Genomic DNA, 15,567 nt, shown 5'->3' with positions numbered 1-15,567 from the left:
TCAAGGTCGCGCCTCAAGGTTCGCCTCAAGATTCGCCTCAGGCCGAAACACTAGAGCTTCCCGGATCGCCGGGGCACGCTGCCGCCATGCCAACGCCTTCCGGGTCCGGGACGACGGACCCCACCCCGACGCGCCCTGCCGCAGACGCCTCCCGACCCGAGCCCGCGGCCGAGGGCGCCGGGGGTGGCGTCGCCCCGGAACCCCGCCCGGGAGGCGCTGGCTACCCGGCCGTCTTCGCGGTGCGCGAGTTCCGGGCCGTCTTCCTCGCGCATGTGCTCTCCATGCTCGGCGAGGTGGTCTGCGGCATCGCGCTGTCCGTCCTGGTCTTCCAGGTCACCGGGTCGCCGCTGCTGAGCGCCCTGGCCTTCGCCTTCGCCCTGCTCCCGTACGTCATCGGCGGCACCCTGCTGTCCGCCGTCGCCGACCGCTACCCCGCCCGCCGGGTGCTCGTCGTCTGCGATCTGATCAGCGCCGTCTGTGTGGCCGCGATGGTGGTGCCTGGCATGCCCGTCGGGTGGCTGCTGGTGCTGCGCTGCGTTGCCGCCGCCATCTCCCCGGTGTTCACCGGGACGCGGGCCGCGACGCTCGGCGACATCCTGGGGGAGGGCGATCTGTTCGTGCTGGGCCGCTCCGTCATCCGGCTGAGCGCGCAGGGCGCGCAGCTCGTCGGGTTCGCCGCGGGCGGGGCGCTGCTGACCGCGGTCTCCCCGCGCGCCGTGCTCGCGATCACGGCGGCCTCGTTCGTGGGGTCGGCGCTGGTGCTGCGGCTGGGCACCCGCCGCCGTCCGGCCCGTACGGACGGCCGCCGGGGCGCGCTGCTGGGCGACTCGCTGCGCGGTATGCGGCAGCTGTTCGCCGTTCCGCGGATCCGGGCCCTGTTCCTGCTGAACTGGGTGCCGCCGACGTTCGTGGTGATGTCGGAGGCGCTGATGACCCCGTACTCCGACGGGCTCGGCCTCGGCTCGACCGGGCTCGGGCTGCTGATGTGCGGGATGCCGGTCGGGGCGATCGTCAGCGAGACCCTGGCGGGCACGCTGCTCGGCCCGGCCGGCCGGGCGCGGCTGACGCTCGTGGTGGCGGTGGCGTGCACGCTGCCCTCCCTGGGGTACGTCTTCGAGCCCTCGTTCGGCTGGGCGCTGGCGCTCCAGGTGGCGACGGGCTGCGGGATGGCGTACAGCCTCGGCCTCGACCAGTGGTTCATGGCGGCCGTGCCGGAGGAGCTGCGGGGGCGGGCGATGACGCTGCTGGGGGCCGGGCTGATGACCGCGCAGGGCCTGGGCATGGCGGTGGCGGGCGCGGTCGCCGAGCTCGCGCCGGTGCATCTGGTGGTGACCGGGGCGGGGGTGTGCGGCACGGTGTGCTCGCTGCTGGCGGTGGCGCTGGTGCGGCGCCGTACGGCACGGCCGCACGTCACGGGCGGTGCGGGGGGAGGGTGATCGTGTGCCGGGCCCGAAAGGTGAGACTGGGCTGACCACGATATGACCGGCCGGTAGGGTCGGTGATGTGCCCAAGCCGCTCAGCCTCTCCTTCGACCCCATCGCCCGCGCAGACGAACTGTGGAAGCGACGGTGGGGGTCCGTACCGTCGATGGCCGCGATCACCTCGATCATGCGGGCCCAGCAGATCCTGCTGGCCCAGGTCGACGCGGTGGTCAAGCCGTACGGACTGACCTTCGCCCGCTACGAGGCGCTGGTGCTGCTCACCTTCTCCCAGGCAGGTGAGCTGCCGATGTCCAAGATCGGCGAGCGGCTGATGGTCCACCCCACCTCGGTGACCAACACCGTGGACCGCCTGGTCAAGTCCGGTCTGGTGGCCAAGCGGCCGAACCCGAACGACGGCCGCGGGACGCTCGCCTCCATCACCGACCGGGGCCGTGAGGTGGTCGAGTCGGCCACCCGCGACCTGATGGCGATGGACTTCGGCCTCGGGGTGTACGACGCCGAGGACTGCTCCGGCATCTTCGAGATGCTGCGGCCCCTGCGGGTCGCGGCGGGCGACTTCGACGAGCGGTGACACCGGCCGGGGCGGCGATACCGGCCGGGGCGGCGATCCCGGTGGGGGCGCCGTCACCGGTGGGGGTGGCGAAGATCGCCCCGGAACGGACGGTTACGCTCGACGTCATGAAGCGAAGCGTATTGACGCGCTACCGGACCATGGCCTATGTGACGGGCGTCCTGCTGATCCTGCTCACGATCGGTGTGATCGCCAAGTATCTGCTGGACGTGGACGGCGCGTCCGGCTTCGTCAGCGTCGTCGGTATCGCACACGGCTGGCTCTACGTCCTCTACCTGGTCTTCGCCTTCGACCTCGGCTCCAAGGCGAAGTGGCCCTTCGGCAAGCTGGCCTGGGTGCTGCTAGCGGGCACCGTCCCCACGGCGGTGTTCTTCGTCGAGCGCAAGGTCGTGGCCGAGATCGAGCCGCTGGTCAGCGGCGCCGAGCCGGAACCGGCCAAGGCCTGAGGGCACCGCCCCGGGTCCCGCCCGTCCCCCGAACGGACCGGTGGGGCCCGTGTCGCTTCGCCAGATACTAGGGCGTCCTAGTAAATTTGTGTCCATGGACGCCGAAGGCATTGAGGCGGGCCGCCGGCGCTGGCAGGCCCGGTACGACGCCGCACGCGAGCGTGAGGCAGCCGGGGGCGCGGGGGCGCGGCCCGCAAGGGACTGGACGCGCTCCACGCTGTCCGGGGACCCCGTCGATCCGGTCTACGGACCGGCCCCCGGCGACAGCGTCGCGGGCTTCGAGCGCATCGGCTGGCCCGGTGAGTTCCCCTACACCCGCGGTCTGTACGCCACCGGCTACCGCGGCCGCCCCTGGACCATCCGCCAGTTCGCCGGCTTCGGAAACGCCGAGCAGACCAACGAGCGCTACAAGATGATCCTGAAGGCGGGCGGCGGCGGTCTGTCGGTGGCCTTCGACATGCCGACGCTCATGGGCCGCGACTCCGACGACCCGCGCTCGCTGGGCGAGGTCGGCCACTGCGGCGTCGCCGTCGACTCCGCCGCCGACATGGAGATCCTCTTCAAGGACATCCCGCTCGGCGACGTCACCACCTCGATGACGATCAGCGGCCCCGCCGTCCCCGTCTTCTGCATGTACCTGGTCGCCGCCGAGCGCCAGGGCGTCGACCCCTCCGTGCTGAACGGCACGCTCCAGACGGACATCTTCAAGGAGTACATCGCGCAGAAGGAGTGGCTCTTCCGGCCGGAGCCGCATCTGCGTCTGATCGGCGACCTGATGGAGCACTGTGTGCGCGCCATCCCCGCGTACAAGCCGCTGTCGGTCTCCGGCTACCACATCCGCGAGGCGGGGGCCACGGCCGCCCAGGAGCTCGCGTACACCCTCGCCGACGGCTTCGGATACGCCGAGCTGGGGCTCTCCCGCGGGCTCGACATCGACACCTTCGCCCCCGGCCTGTCCTTCTTCTTCGACGCGCACATCGACTTCTTCGAGGAGATCGCCAAGTTCCGCGCGGCCCGCCGGATCTGGGCCCGCTGGATGCGCGATGTGTACGGGGCGAAGACCGAGAAGGCGCAGTGGCTGCGCTTCCACACCCAGACCGCCGGGGTCTCGCTGACCGCACAGCAGCCGTACAACAACGTCGTGCGCACCGCAGTGGAGGCGCTGTCCGCGGTGCTCGGCGGCACCAACTCGCTGCACACCAACGCCCTGGACGAGACGCTCGCGCTGCCCAGCGAACAGGCCGCCGAGATCGCCCTGCGCACCCAGCAGGTGCTGATGGAGGAGACCGGCATCCTCAATGTCGCCGACCCGCTGGGCGGTTCCTGGTACGTCGAGGCGCTGACCGACCGCATCGAGGCCGACGCCGAGAAGATCTTCGAGCAGATCAAGGAGCGCGGCCGCCGGGCGGTGCCGGACGGACAGCACCCCATCGGGCTGATGACCTCCGGCATTCTGCGCGGCATCGAGGACGGCTGGTTCACCGGCGAGATCGCCGAGTCGGCCTTCCGGTACCAGCGGGCGCTGGAGAAGGGCGACAAGAAGGTCGTCGGCGTCAACTGCCACGAGGGCTCGGTCACGGGCGACCTGGAGATCCTGCGGGTCGGCCATGAGGTGGAGCACGAGCAGGTGCGGGCGCTCGCCGCCCGCAAACAGGCCAGGGACGACGCCCGGGTGGCCGATGCCCTGCGGGGGATGCTGGCCGCCGCCCGCGACGGCTCGAACATGATCGGGCCGATGCTGGAGGCGGCCCGGGCGGAGGCGACCCTCGGCGAGATCTGCGGTGCGCTGCGCGAGGAGTGGGGCGGCTACACGGAGCCGGCCGGCTTCTGAGGTGTGGCCGGTCTGGTCGCCGGTCTGTGGGCCGGCCCCGCCTCGTCCCGTTCCGCTACCGCCGGGAGGCCGTAGAGCAGCACCTGGGCGAAGTCGCGTGCCCAGGGCTCGTCGACGGGGTCGGCGCTCACCAGGGTGCGGTGCAGCACCGCGCCGGCGATCACATCGAAGATCATGTCCGCGCTGCGGGCCGCCGCTTCGGGGTCGGCCTCCCGCGGCAGTTCGCCGCGGGCCTGGGCGCGCTCCCGGCCGAGCAGCACCAGCCGCTTCTGCCGGTCGACGATGGCGGTGCGGATCCGCTCGCGCAGCGCCTCGTCGCGGGTGGCCTCGGCGACCACGGCCATCAGCGAGGTCCCGGCCTCCGGGCGCGCCAGCAGCGCGGCGAACCGGAGCACCGTCTCCTCCACATCGGCGCGCAGCGACCCCAGGTCGGGCAGTTCCAGCTGTTCGTCGAGGAGGGCCGCGACCGCGTCCACCACCAGCTCGCTCTTGTTCGTCCAGCGGCGGTAGAGGGTGGTCTTGGCCACGCCCGCCCGGGCCGCCACATCGCCCATCGTCAGCTTGGACCAGCCGAGCTCGACCAGGGCGGCCCGCGTCGCGCCGAGAATGGCGCGGTCGGCCTCGGCACTGCGGGGGCGGCCGGTGCGCCGCGCTGGCGGGCTCATGCCCGTGACCATACCCGGACGGGCACCAGGCCCCCTGGATCTCCGGAGCCGCTTCCAGTTACGCTACGGCTCGTAGCGTAAGGGGATGCGCTTTTCCATTCACCGCGGGAAGAGGGGAGGATAGGACCATGCAGCCACGGAACATGTCCATGAGTGGAGTGGTCGACCTCGCCGCGGTGAAGGCGGCCGGCGAAGCGAAGCAGAAGGCGGAGAAGGCGCGGGCCGAGGCGGCCCGCACGGGCGGTGTCGCCCCCACCCGTCTGGTCTTCGACGTCGACGAGGCGGGTTTCCAGCAGGATGTCCTGCAGCGCTCCACCGAAGTACCGGTCGTCATCGACTTCTGGGCCGAGTGGTGCGAGCCGTGCAAGCAGCTCGGTCCGATCCTCGAGCGGCTGGCGGGGGAGTACGCGGGCCGCTTCGTCCTGGCGAAGATCGACGTCGACGCCAATCAGATGCTCTTCCAGCAGTTCGGGGTGCAGGGCATCCCCGCCGTGTTCGCGGTGGTCGCCGGCCAGCCGGTGCCGCTCTTCCAGGGCGCCGCGCCCGAGGCGCAGATCCGGCAGGTGCTCGACCAGCTGATCGCGGCGGCGGAGCAGCAGTTCGGCATCGTGGGCGCCCCGGTGCAGGACGCGGGCGCCGAGGCCGGAGAGGCCGTCGCACAGCAGCCCGTGACCCCGTACGACAGCGCGCTCGCGGCGGCGCACGAGGCGCTGGACGCCGGTGATCTCGGCGGCGCGGTGCAGGCGTACAAGAACGTGCTGGCCGACGACCCGGGCAACAGCGAGGCGAAGCTGGGCCTGGCGCAGGCCGAGCTGCTGAGCCGGGTGCAGGGGACGGACGCGCAGCAGGTGCGCAAGGCGGCGGCCGACAATCCGGCGGACCCGGCGGCGCAGATCGCGGCGGCCGACCTGGACCTGGTGGGGGGTCATGTGGAGGACGCCTTCGGGCGGTTGGTGGAAGCCGTGCGGCGCACGGTGGGGGAGGACCGGGAGCGCGCGCGGCTCCATCTGCTGGGGCTCTTCGAGGTGATCGGCGCGGACGACCCGCGGGTGGTTTCGGCGCGGGGCGCGTTGGCGCGCGTGCTGTTCTGACCTCTGCCACCTCAAACAAAGGAGCGGCCGCGCTTTACCAAAACTTGGTAAACGCGGTCGCTGTAACTGACGGTAAGTAAACGTCAGGTTTTTGTCCGGTCATGGTGTGAATCTCCCCCTCTTTTCGGGCATGTTGCGGCGACCCTGAGTGCTCGGTCTCTATCAGCCTGCCGCAGTACGGTTATCCGCCCGTTACTCGCTAGTAACGAACCCCTTGTGCACCTGCCCGTAAATGCACCACGATCGGCCAAGCTCGGTCCCATTTCCCGCAGCCCGGCATCCGGTCGGTGCGATCGGCGCGATGGGTCCCCACCGGGTAGGCCGGCGGCAGTGGCGTCGGCCGTGGACAGGGGGGTCTCTGCCTTCCGGCAGGGCCTGTCCAGGAGGTTGCGCGAAGGCGTGGCCAGTGGTTGTCGCTCGGGGGTGATCGCCGGTGTTTCGGGTGCGGTTCGCGCCTGTGAGACGTGGGCGCTCTCCTTCCCGAGGACGTAGCACTTCTCCCATCCCAGGCTCGGGCCTCGGCCCCGGCCGGAGATGTACGTCCGAGAAGGAGGAAAGTCATGGAGTCCCAGGCTCGTGGCGGGACCAGATGGAAGCGATTTGCCGTTGTCATGGTGCCGAGCGTCGCTGCCACGGCCGCGATCGGTGTAGCCCTCGCGCAGGGTGCGCTCGCGGCCTCGTTCAGCGTGTCCGGCCAGCAGTTCAAGGTGAAGGTGGTCAAGCTCGAGGGCAAGGGGTTCGTCCAGTACGGCACCCTTGACACACAGCACGGGGGCAAGAAGATCCCCGTCGCCGTGTCGGCGTTCAAGAGCGCCAAGCTCAAGGGGCTGTGCCAGTCGGTGGTGGTCCCGGTCCCGCTGTTCGGCGATGTCTCGCTGAAGCTGACGGCCGGCAACGGCGACAAGGAGGTCGTGGCGAAGAACCTCTTCATCGACCTCGACCAGCTCGACGCGGACGCCACGTTCCGCGGCATCAACATCGGTGTGGCGGCCGGCGACACCACCAAGGGTCCCAAGAACGACTCGAACAAGAAGGACCCCGGTTCATTCGGTCAGGAAGCCGACTCGGTGACGCTGACCGATGTCAAGCAGACCGCATGGGCGACCAACGCGGGCACGTTCAAGCTCTCCGGCCTCTCCATGTCGGTCAGCAAGGGCAAGAACGAGTGCTTCTGACCCGTTGAGCGGGGTGGGGGGCCGTGTCGGTTGCCCCCCACCCGGCATCGCTCAGCGGCGTCCGGGGCACCGGACCGCGCCAATCAGTACCGATCAGAACACTTGCGATCGTCCAGATCGCCGGCCCCAGGGAGCTGTTTTCATTGAGTGCCGAGTCGCCGGGGGCGCGTGACCGTATCAGCAGCCTGCGCACGGCTTTCAAGTATTGGCGCTGGCAGCGCCCGTTCTGGGCAGGGCTCTTGACCATGCTGGGCGGGCTGCCGATCGGGTACCTGCCGTATGCCAACGTCACCTTGGGTCAGCTGACCGTCCGGATGTCCACCACCACGGGGTCCGGATCGCTGATCATCGGCGTCCTGCTGGTAGTGCTGGGCCTGACCATGTGGTTCCAGCCCATCGTGCGGGTCTTCGCGGGAGTCGCCACGATCCTGCTGGGCCTGGTCTCGATCCCCGTGGCCAACTTCGGGGGGTTCGTGGTGGGCTTCCTGCTCGCGCTGTTCGGCGGCGGGATGAGCGTCGCCTGGGCGCCGGGTGAGGCTTCCACCGAGCAGCCGGCGAAGGACGCGGGGCCGGCGCCCACCGAGGGCGCGGACGGTGTGGACGGCGCAGGCGGCGGCGAGCCGGAGCCGGCCGTCGCGGGGGCCGCGCCGGACCAGGAATCCAGGGATGGGAGGCACCGTGCGGGGTGAACAAGAGCAGTCGGAGGGTGCGAGCGTCGCGAGTTCACGCCGGGCGAGAACGGGGCCGCGGCACGCGGCCCCCAAGAAGTCGATGCTCACCCGCCTTCAGGTGCCCGCCGGCAAGGCGATAGCGCTCGCCGCCATGCCGACGGCCGTGCTGATGGGCATGGGCCTGACCCCGCAGCTCGCCCAGGCGACCTCCAGGGCCGAGGACCGCTACAAGCCCGGACCGTGCGTCTCCCAGCCCGACGAGGCCGACAAGGCCGACGCCAAGGACCACAAGAGCACCGACGAGGCGGGTGAGGACAAGAGCTCCAAGGACAAGGGCTCCAAGGACGGGGATTCCGGCAAGGGCTCCGACAACACGAGCCAGGACAAGGGGACCGAGGACAAGAGCGGGGACGAGGGCTCCAAGCCGTCCGCCACGCCGACCCCCTCCGCCACGTCCCCCGCCGACTCCGGCTCCTCCGGGAGCAAGACGGACGACCAGGCGGACGACAAGACCCCGGAGAAGTCCCCTTCGCCGAGCCCGTCCGAGTCCAAGAGCAAGAACCCGCTGGACCCGCTGGGCCTCGGGGACGCGCTCAAGGACATCTTCACCGGGGGCGGTGACGACAAGGAGGAGACGGCCGAGCCGAGCGCCACGCCGACCCCGTCGTCCTCCGCGACCGGCTCGTCGGACAAGACGACCGACCCTTCGAAGGACACGGCCGGCAAGGCCGGGGACTCCGCCAAGGACACGGTCGAGGGGGCCGGGAAGACGGCGAAGGACACGGTCGACAAGGCCAGGGACAAGGCCGATGACGCCGGGGACAAGGCCGGCGAGACTCCGTCGCCCGGCCCCTCCTCCTCGTCCTCCCCCAAGGCCGGGGACCGCGACAAGGACGGCAAGGAGCCGTTCCCCTGCCCGACGTTCGACGCCGAGGCGTACGAGAACGCCGAGACCGAGCCGACCGCCAGCCTGCTGCCCGACGATCCCTGGACGCTCAAGAGCACCCTGCTGACCCTGCACGGCCTTGACTACAAGGGCATCGTCGAGGTCAAGACGTACAGCGGGCAGGTCAAGAAGGTCCTCAAGTTCACCGCCTCCGGCATCGATATCAAGGATCTGCACCAGCTGACCAAGGGCGCCGGCGGGACGACCACCCACGTGGCCTCGCGCGAGGGCGAGACCTCGACCTTCAGCAACGGCCCGATCACCATGTACACCGAGGAGCTGTCCGGCAACCTCCTGGGGATCGTCCCGATCACCTTCAGCCCCAAGAGCCCGCCGCCGCTGAACCTCCCCGAGGTGTTCTTCACCGATGTGACGGTCACTCAGGCCGGCCAGTTCGGCGGCGACCTGACGATCCCCGGCATGCACCTCTACAAGACGGGGGAATAACCCCGGAACACAGACCCGTTCGGGAGCCGCAGGGCCCTCCTCAGGGAGGGCGAACGCCGGTGGGCACCACCCCAGCTGGGATGGTGCCCACCGGCGCGTCAACCGCCCGTTCGGCGGCCCGCTCAGGGACCCGGGCTACTTGGCCGCGCCGCCCAGGTGGTGCACCCGGACCATGTTGGTGGTGCCGGGGACGCCGGGGGGCGAACCGGCCGTCATGATCATGGTGTCGCCCTCGTTGTAGCGGCCCAGCTTCGACAGCTCGGCGTCCACGAGGTCCACCATCGCGTCGGTGTGCTCCACATACGGCACCACGAAGGACTCCACGCCCCAGCTGAGCGTCAGCTGGTTGCGGGTGGCCACATCGGTGGTGAAGGCCAGGATCGGCTGCTGGGCGCGGTAGCGGGACAGCCGGCGGGCGGTGTCGCCGGACTGGGTGAAGGCCACCAGCGACTCGGCGCCCAGGAAGTCGGCGATCTCGCAGGCCGCGCGGGCGACCGAGCCGCCCTGTGTGCGCGGCTTCTTGCCGGGGACCAGCGGCTGCAGCCCGCGCGAGAGCAGTTCCTGCTCGGCGGCCTGGACGATGCGGGACATCGTCTTGACCGTCTCCAGCGGATACGCGCCGACGGAGGACTCGGCGGAGAGCATGACCGCGTCGGCGCCGTCCAGGATCGCGTTGGCGACGTCGGACGCCTCGGCGCGGGTCGGCCGCGAGTTGGTGATCATCGACTCCATCATCTGGGTCGCGACGATCACCGGCTTGGCGTTCCGGCGGCACAGCTCGATCAGCCGCTTCTGCACCATCGGGACCTTCTCGAGCGGATACTCGACGGCCAGGTCGCCACGGGCCACCATGACGCCGTCGAAGGCCGCGACGACCTCCTCCATATTGGCGACGGCCTGCGGCTTCTCGACCTTGGCGATCACCGGCACCCGGCGCCCCACCTCGTCCATGACGCGGTGCACATCGCGGACGTCGCCGGCGTCCCGGACGAAGGACAGCGCGACCATGTCGCACCCCATCGCCAGGGCGAACTTCAGGTCCACGATGTCCTTCTCGGACAGCGCGGGCACATTGACCGCCGCGCCGGGCAGGTTGATCCCCTTGTGGTCGGAGATCACGCCGCCCTCGATGACGATCGTCTTGACCCGCGGGCCGTCGACCCCGGTGACCCGCAGCTCGACATTGCCGTCGTTGATCAGGACCTGGTCGCCCTTGGAGACGTCGCCCGGCAGCCCCTTGTACGTGGTGCCGCAGATCGTCCGGTCGCCCGGCACGTCCTCGGTGGTGATGGTGAACTCGTCACCGCGCACCAGCTCCACCGGGCCGTCGGCGAAGGTCTCCAGCCGGATCTTGGGGCCCTGGAGGTCGGCGAGCACGCCGACCGCGTGTCCGGTCTCCTCGGAAGCCTTGCGGACGCGGTGGTACCGCTCCTCGTGCTCCGGGTGACTCCCGTGGCTCATGTTGAATCGGGCCACGTTCATCCCGGCCTCGATCAGCGACTTCAGCTGGTCGTAGGAGTCGACGGCGGGGCCCAGGGTGCAGACGATTTTGGAACGGCGCATGAGGCAGATCCTATCGGTTTGTTTCAGAGCGGAATATTTAAGCTATGGACAGCGGCCCAACGGCGGGGCAAGAGCCGCCGAAGAGCCGGAGATCAGTCGGAAACCAAGCAGCGACTAAGCGGCGACCAGCTCGATGGCCTGACTGGCGATCTCCAACTCCTCATCGGTGGGCACCACGGCCACCGCGACCCGGCTGGTCTCGGTGGAGATCAGCCGCGCCGAGGCGCCGCGCACCGCGTTGCGCACCGCGTCCACCTCGATGCCGAACGCGGGCAGGCCGCGCATCGCCGCCTCCCGCACCGCCGCGGAGTTCTCCCCGACGCCCGCGGTGAAGGCGATGGCGTCCACCCGCCCCAGCACCGCGGTGTACGCGCCCACATACTTCCGCAGCCGGTGGACGTAGACGTCGAAGGCCAGCTGAGCCTCCGGGTCGCCCTCGCCCATCCGGCGGCCGATCTCACGCATGTCGTTGTCCCCGCACAGGCCGAGCAGCCCGCTGCGCTTGTTCAGCAGGGTGTCGATCTCGTCGACCGACATCCCGCCGACCCGGGCCAGATGGAAGATCGCCGCCGGGTCCAGATCACCCGAGCGGGTACCCATCACCAGGCCCTCCAACGGGGTGAGCCCCATCGAGGTGTCCACGCACAGCCCGCCGCGCACCGCGGAGGCGCTGGCGCCGTTGCCCAGGTGCAGCACGATCGTGTTGACCTCGGAGACGTCCTTGCCCAGCAGCGCGGCGGTGGCCCGGGAGACATACGCGTGCGAGGTGCCGTGGAAGCCGTAGCGCCGCACCCCGTACCGGTCGGCGGTCTCCCGCTCGATCGCGTACCGCGCCGCCGCCTCCGGCATCGTGGCGTGGAACGCGGTGTCGAACACCGCGACCTGCGGCAGGTCCGGGCGCAGCGCGCGGGCCACCTTGATCCCGGTGACGTTCGCCGGGTTGTGCAGCGGGGCCAGCGGCACCAGCTTCTCGATCTCCGCGACCACCTCGTCGGTGATCAGGGTCGGCTCGGTGAACCGGGTGCCGCCGTGCACCACCCGGTGGCCGACCGCCGCCAGGTGGGGCGAGTCCAGGCCCAGGCCCCGCGCGGCCAGCTCCTCGGCGACCTGCTTGAGGGCGGCCGAGTGATCGGCGACGGGGCCCTCCCCGATCCGCTCCACGATGCCGGAGGCGAGCCGGCTGCCGTCGGCCATGTCGAGCAGCTGGTACTTGACCGACGAGGAGCCGGAGTTGAGGACGAGGACTCGGGAGCCGTTCACGCGGTGGGTGCTTTCTGTGCGGGGGAGACGGGGGTAGGCGTCTGGGCCTGGATGGCGGTGATCGAGACGGTGTTGACGATGTCCTGGACGAGTGCCCCGCGGGAGAGGTCGTTCACCGGCTTGCGCAGCCCCTGCAGCACCGGGCCGACCGCGACCGCGCCCGCCGAGCGCTGCACCGCCTTGTAGGTGTTGTTGCCGGTGTTCAGGTCCGGGAAGATCAGGACCGTGGCCTTGCCCGCCACCTCGGAGTCCGGCAGCTTGGTCGCCGCGACGGCCGCGTCCACCGCGGCGTCGTACTGGATCGGGCCCTCGACCAGCAGGTCCGGGCGGCGCTCGCGGACCAGCTCGGTCGCCTTGCGCACCTTGTCGACGTCCGCGCCGGAGCCGGAGGTGCCGGTGGAGTACGAGAGCATCGCGATCCGCGGCTCCACGCCGAACTGGGCGGCCGTCGTCGCCGACTGGATGGCGATGTCCGCCAGCTGCTCGGCGTCCGGGTCCGGGTTGACCGCGCAGTCGCCGTACACCAGCACCCGGTCCGCCAGGCACATGAAGAAGACCGAGGAGACGATCTGGGCGTCCGGCGCCGTCTTGATGATCTCGAAGGCGGGCCGGATGGTGGCGGCGGTGGAGTGCACGGCGCCGGAGACCATGCCGTCGGCCAGGCCCTCCTGCACCATCAGCGTGCCGAAGTACGAGACGTCGGCGACCACGTCATGGGCCAGCTCGTAGGAGACGCCCTTGTGGGCGCGCAGCCGCGCGTACAGCTCGGCGAAGCGGTCGCGCAGCGGCGAGGTCTGCGGGTCGATGATCTGCGCGTCCGCGAGCTGGATGCCCAGCTCGGCGGCGCGCTTGCGGATCGCGTCCTCCTCGCCCAGCAGTGTGAGGTCGCACACATCGCGGCGCAGCAGCACATCGGCGGCGCGCAGCACCCGCTCCTCGGTGCCCTCGGGGAGCACGACCCGGCGGCGGCCCGCGCGGGACCGCTCGATCAGCTCGTGCTCGAACATCATCGGGGTGACCCGGCCGGAGCGGGCGACCGAGATCCGGTCGGTCAGCTCGGCGGTGTCCACATGTCGCTCGAACAGCCCGAGCGCGGTCTCGGCCTTGCGCGGCGAGCCCGCCGTGAGCTTGCCCTCCAGCGCGAACAGCTCGGCCGCGGTCGGGAAGCTGCCGCCCGCCACCGCCGCCACCGGGGTGCCCGGGGCCAGCCGGGAGGCCAGCGCCAGGATGTCCTGCCCCGGCCGCTCGTCCAGGGTGAGCAGCACCCCGGCGATCGGCGGGGCGCCCGCGCTGTGCGCGGCCAGGGCCCCGACGATCAGGTCGGCGCGGTCGCCCGGCGTCACCACCAGGCAGCCCTCGGTCAGTGCGGGCAGAAAGCTGGGCAGCATGGCGCCGCCGAAGACGAAGCCCCGTACGTCCCGGGACAGCCCCGAATGATCGCCGAGCAGCACCTCGGCGCCCAGGGTGCGCACCACCTGGGAGACGGTGGGCGCGGAGAGCGAGGCGTCCTCGGGCAGCGCGTAGCAGGGGACGGGGAGCTTGTCCCGCAGCCGCTCGGCGACGGCCTCCCGGTCGCCGGGGGCCACCCGGTTCACCACGACGGCGACGACATCGCAGCCCTGCGCCTCATAGGCGCGGTACGCGTTGTGCGCCTCGGCGCCCACCGACTCGACGCCCTGGTCCTGGCCGCTGACGACGGTGATCACCGAGGCGCCGAACTCATTGGCCAGCCGCGCGTTCAGCCCCAGCTCGTCGGGGAGGCTGGTCGCGGCGTAGTCGCTGCCCAGCACCAGGACGTACTCGTACTCGCGGGCCACCTCGTGGAACCGGCCGACCAGATGGGCCACCAGCTCGTCGGTGCCCCGCTCGGCCTGGAGGGCGGACGCCTCGTCGTAGGTGATCCCGAAGACGGACTCGGGCGACTGGCTCAGCCGGTAGCGGGCCCGCAGCAGGTCGAACAGGCGGTCGGGGTTGTCGTGCACCAGGGGGCGGAAGACGCCGACCCGGTCGACATGCCGGGTCAGGAGCTCCATGACCCCGAGTTCGACGACCTGGCGGCCGTCGCCGCGCTCGATCCCGGTCACGTACACGCTGCGCGTCACGCCTGGCACTCCGATCTACTGGTCGACACTCCGGCCTGAAGTCCGGTCGAAACTTCCCCAAAAGCGGCCGTATCGGCGGCCCCGTCCCCTTGACAATACCTGCGGCCATCGATAAAGCGCTCCTCAGGTACGCGGGTACGAAGGCGGACACAGCACCACCGGGCCCGTGAAACAATCGGACTGGCTCACACCTACCCGAGGCAGCAGGAGACACAGCACGATGCGCATCGGAGTTCTCACCGCAGGCGGCGACTGCCCCGGCCTGAACGCTGTGATCCGGTCGGTCGTCCACCGGGCCGTGGCCGGTCACGGCGACGAGGTCATCGGCTTCGAGGACGGGTTCAAGGGGCTCCTCGACGGACGCCACCGCAAGCTCGACCTGGACGCCGTGGCGGGCATCCTGGCCCGCGGCGGCACCATCCTCGGCTCCTCCCGCCTGGAGCGGGCCCGGCTGCGCGAGGCCTGTGAGACCTCCAAGGACCACGCCCGCGACTACGGCATCGACGTGCTGATCCCGATCGGCGGCGAGGGCACGCTCACCGCCGCCCGGATGCTCTCCGACGCCGGGCTGCCCATCGTCGGCGTGCCCAAGACGATCGACAACGACATCTCCGCCACCGACCGCACCTTCGGCTTCGACACCGCCGTCGGCGTGGCCACCGAGGCCATGGACCGGCTCAAGACCACCGCCGAGTCCCATCAGCGGGTCATGGTCGTCGAGGTCATGGGGCGCCACGCGGGCTGGATCGCGCTGGAGTCCGGCATGGCGGGCGGCGCCCACGGCATCTGCCTGCCGGAGCGGCCGTTCGAGATCGACGCGCTGGTGAAGATGGTCGAGGAGCGCTTCTCCCGCGGCAAGAAGTTCGCGGTGATCTGCGTCGCCGAGGGCGCGCACCCCGCCGAGGGCACGATGGAGTACAAGAAGGGCGAGATCGACCAGTACGGCCACGAGCGGTTCACCGGTATCGGCAACCGCCTCGCCGCCGAGCTGGAGCGCCGCCTGGGCAAGGAGGCCCGCCCGGTCATCCTCGGCCACGTCCAGCGCGGCGGCACCCCGACCGCGTACGACCGGGTCCTGGCCACCCGCTTCGGCTGGCACGCCGTCGAGGCCGCCCACCGCGGCGACTTCGGCATGATGACCGCGCTGCGCGGCACGGACATCGAGATGGTGCCGATCGCCGAGGCGGTCACCGAGCTCAAGACGGTCCCGGTGGACCGCATGGACGAGGCCGAGTCGGTCTTCTGACGTCTGCTCCGCACGACCCCTGCTTCGCGCCACGCGCGCTCTGGTACTGTCCCGGCTTGATCAACGGATTGTCTGATCACCTGATCAAGATCGCTGATCACCTGATCACAC

At 70.7% G+C, this 15,567-nt stretch carries 13 protein-coding genes; 9 read left to right on the top strand and 4 right to left on the bottom strand.

The window, feature by feature from the left end; all coding sequences use genetic code 11:
• Nucleotides 1-86: 86 nt before the first annotated feature.
• The 4 genes from ACFZDL_RS16810 to ACFZDL_RS16795 all read left to right on the top strand — a co-directional run bounded on the left by ACFZDL_RS16810 (nt 87) and on the right by ACFZDL_RS16795 (nt 4,290).
• The gene (locus ACFZDL_RS16810; protein ID WP_353593350.1) at nt 87-1,436 is read left to right on the top strand and encodes an MFS transporter; all 1,350 of its coding nucleotides are present in this window, start codon (nt 87-89) and stop codon (nt 1,434-1,436) included.
• A gap of 67 nt (nt 1,437-1,503) precedes the next feature.
• Complete coding sequence (locus tag ACFZDL_RS16805) at nt 1,504-2,013, top strand: MarR family transcriptional regulator (protein WP_353593351.1); 510 nt, start codon at nt 1,504-1,506, stop codon at nt 2,011-2,013.
• A 107-nt stretch (nt 2,014-2,120) separates the two neighbouring features.
• Complete coding sequence (locus ACFZDL_RS16800; RefSeq protein ID WP_043490159.1) at nt 2,121-2,459, top strand: DUF3817 domain-containing protein; 339 nt, start codon at nt 2,121-2,123, stop codon at nt 2,457-2,459.
• Nucleotides 2,460-2,553: 94 nt separating this feature from the next.
• Nucleotides 2,554-4,290, top strand: coding sequence for a methylmalonyl-CoA mutase family protein (locus ACFZDL_RS16795; RefSeq protein ID WP_353593352.1), 1,737 nt, complete (start codon nt 2,554-2,556; stop codon nt 4,288-4,290).
• Here the strand turns inward: ACFZDL_RS16795 and ACFZDL_RS16790 are convergent.
• Complete coding sequence (locus ACFZDL_RS16790; protein WP_353593353.1) at nt 4,266-4,955, bottom strand: TetR/AcrR family transcriptional regulator; 690 nt, start codon at nt 4,953-4,955, stop codon at nt 4,266-4,268. The genes ACFZDL_RS16795 and ACFZDL_RS16790 overlap by 25 nt on opposite strands.
• A 128-nt stretch (nt 4,956-5,083) precedes the next feature.
• Between ACFZDL_RS16790 and ACFZDL_RS16785 the strand changes: the two genes are divergently transcribed.
• From ACFZDL_RS16785 to ACFZDL_RS16770, 4 genes are all read left to right on the top strand, one after another.
• Nucleotides 5,084-6,046 carry a tetratricopeptide repeat protein gene (locus ACFZDL_RS16785; protein ID WP_353593354.1) on the top strand — a complete coding sequence of 321 codons (963 nt, stop codon included), beginning with the start codon at nt 5,084-5,086 and terminating at the stop codon, nt 6,044-6,046.
• A 560-nt stretch (nt 6,047-6,606) separates the two neighbouring features.
• Nucleotides 6,607-7,221 (top strand): DUF6230 family protein, encoded by a 615-nt coding sequence (locus ACFZDL_RS16780; RefSeq protein ID WP_353593355.1) that lies wholly within the window; start codon nt 6,607-6,609, stop codon nt 7,219-7,221.
• Nucleotides 7,222-7,364: 143 nt separating this feature from the next.
• Nucleotides 7,365-7,910 carry a DUF6114 domain-containing protein gene (locus ACFZDL_RS16775; protein ID WP_353593462.1) on the top strand — a complete coding sequence of 182 codons (546 nt, stop codon included), beginning with the start codon at nt 7,365-7,367 and terminating at the stop codon, nt 7,908-7,910.
• Between the two features lie 82 nt (nt 7,911-7,992).
• Nucleotides 7,993-9,285: a hydrogenase expression protein HypF gene (locus ACFZDL_RS16770; RefSeq protein WP_353593356.1), complete on the top strand. Its 1,293-nt coding sequence runs from the start codon at nt 7,993-7,995 to the stop codon at nt 9,283-9,285.
• A gap of 135 nt (nt 9,286-9,420) precedes the next feature.
• On the opposite strand, the gene pyk is transcribed toward ACFZDL_RS16770, so the two are convergent.
• From pyk to pta, 3 genes are all read right to left on the bottom strand, one after another.
• The gene (pyk, locus tag ACFZDL_RS16765) at nt 9,421-10,848 is read right to left on the bottom strand and encodes a pyruvate kinase (protein WP_353593357.1); all 1,428 of its coding nucleotides are present in this window, start codon (nt 10,846-10,848) and stop codon (nt 9,421-9,423) included.
• 114 nt (nt 10,849-10,962) lie between these two features.
• Nucleotides 10,963-12,108 carry an acetate kinase gene (locus tag ACFZDL_RS16760; RefSeq protein ID WP_353593358.1) on the bottom strand — a complete coding sequence of 382 codons (1,146 nt, stop codon included), beginning with the start codon at nt 12,106-12,108 and terminating at the stop codon, nt 10,963-10,965.
• Nucleotides 12,105-14,210, bottom strand: a complete 2,106-nt coding sequence (gene pta / locus ACFZDL_RS16755; RefSeq protein WP_353593359.1) for a phosphate acetyltransferase — start codon at nt 14,208-14,210, stop codon at nt 12,105-12,107. The genes ACFZDL_RS16760 and pta overlap by 4 nt, the downstream gene beginning before the upstream one ends.
• A gap of 220 nt (nt 14,211-14,430) precedes the next feature.
• Here pta and ACFZDL_RS16750 point away from each other — a divergent pair, with 220 nt between their 5' ends.
• The gene (locus tag ACFZDL_RS16750; RefSeq protein ID WP_353593360.1) at nt 14,431-15,456 is read left to right on the top strand and encodes a 6-phosphofructokinase; all 1,026 of its coding nucleotides are present in this window, start codon (nt 14,431-14,433) and stop codon (nt 15,454-15,456) included.
• The last annotated feature ends 111 nt before the right edge of the window (nt 15,457-15,567 follow it).

Origin of the sequence: Streptomyces sp. NPDC007917 (assembly GCF_042959105.1) — a bacterium.
Lineage (GTDB): Bacteria > Actinomycetota > Actinomycetes > Streptomycetales > Streptomycetaceae > Streptomyces.
The sequence above is the reverse complement of the archived record's forward strand: the minus strand, read 5'-3'. Positions and strand labels throughout refer to the sequence as shown.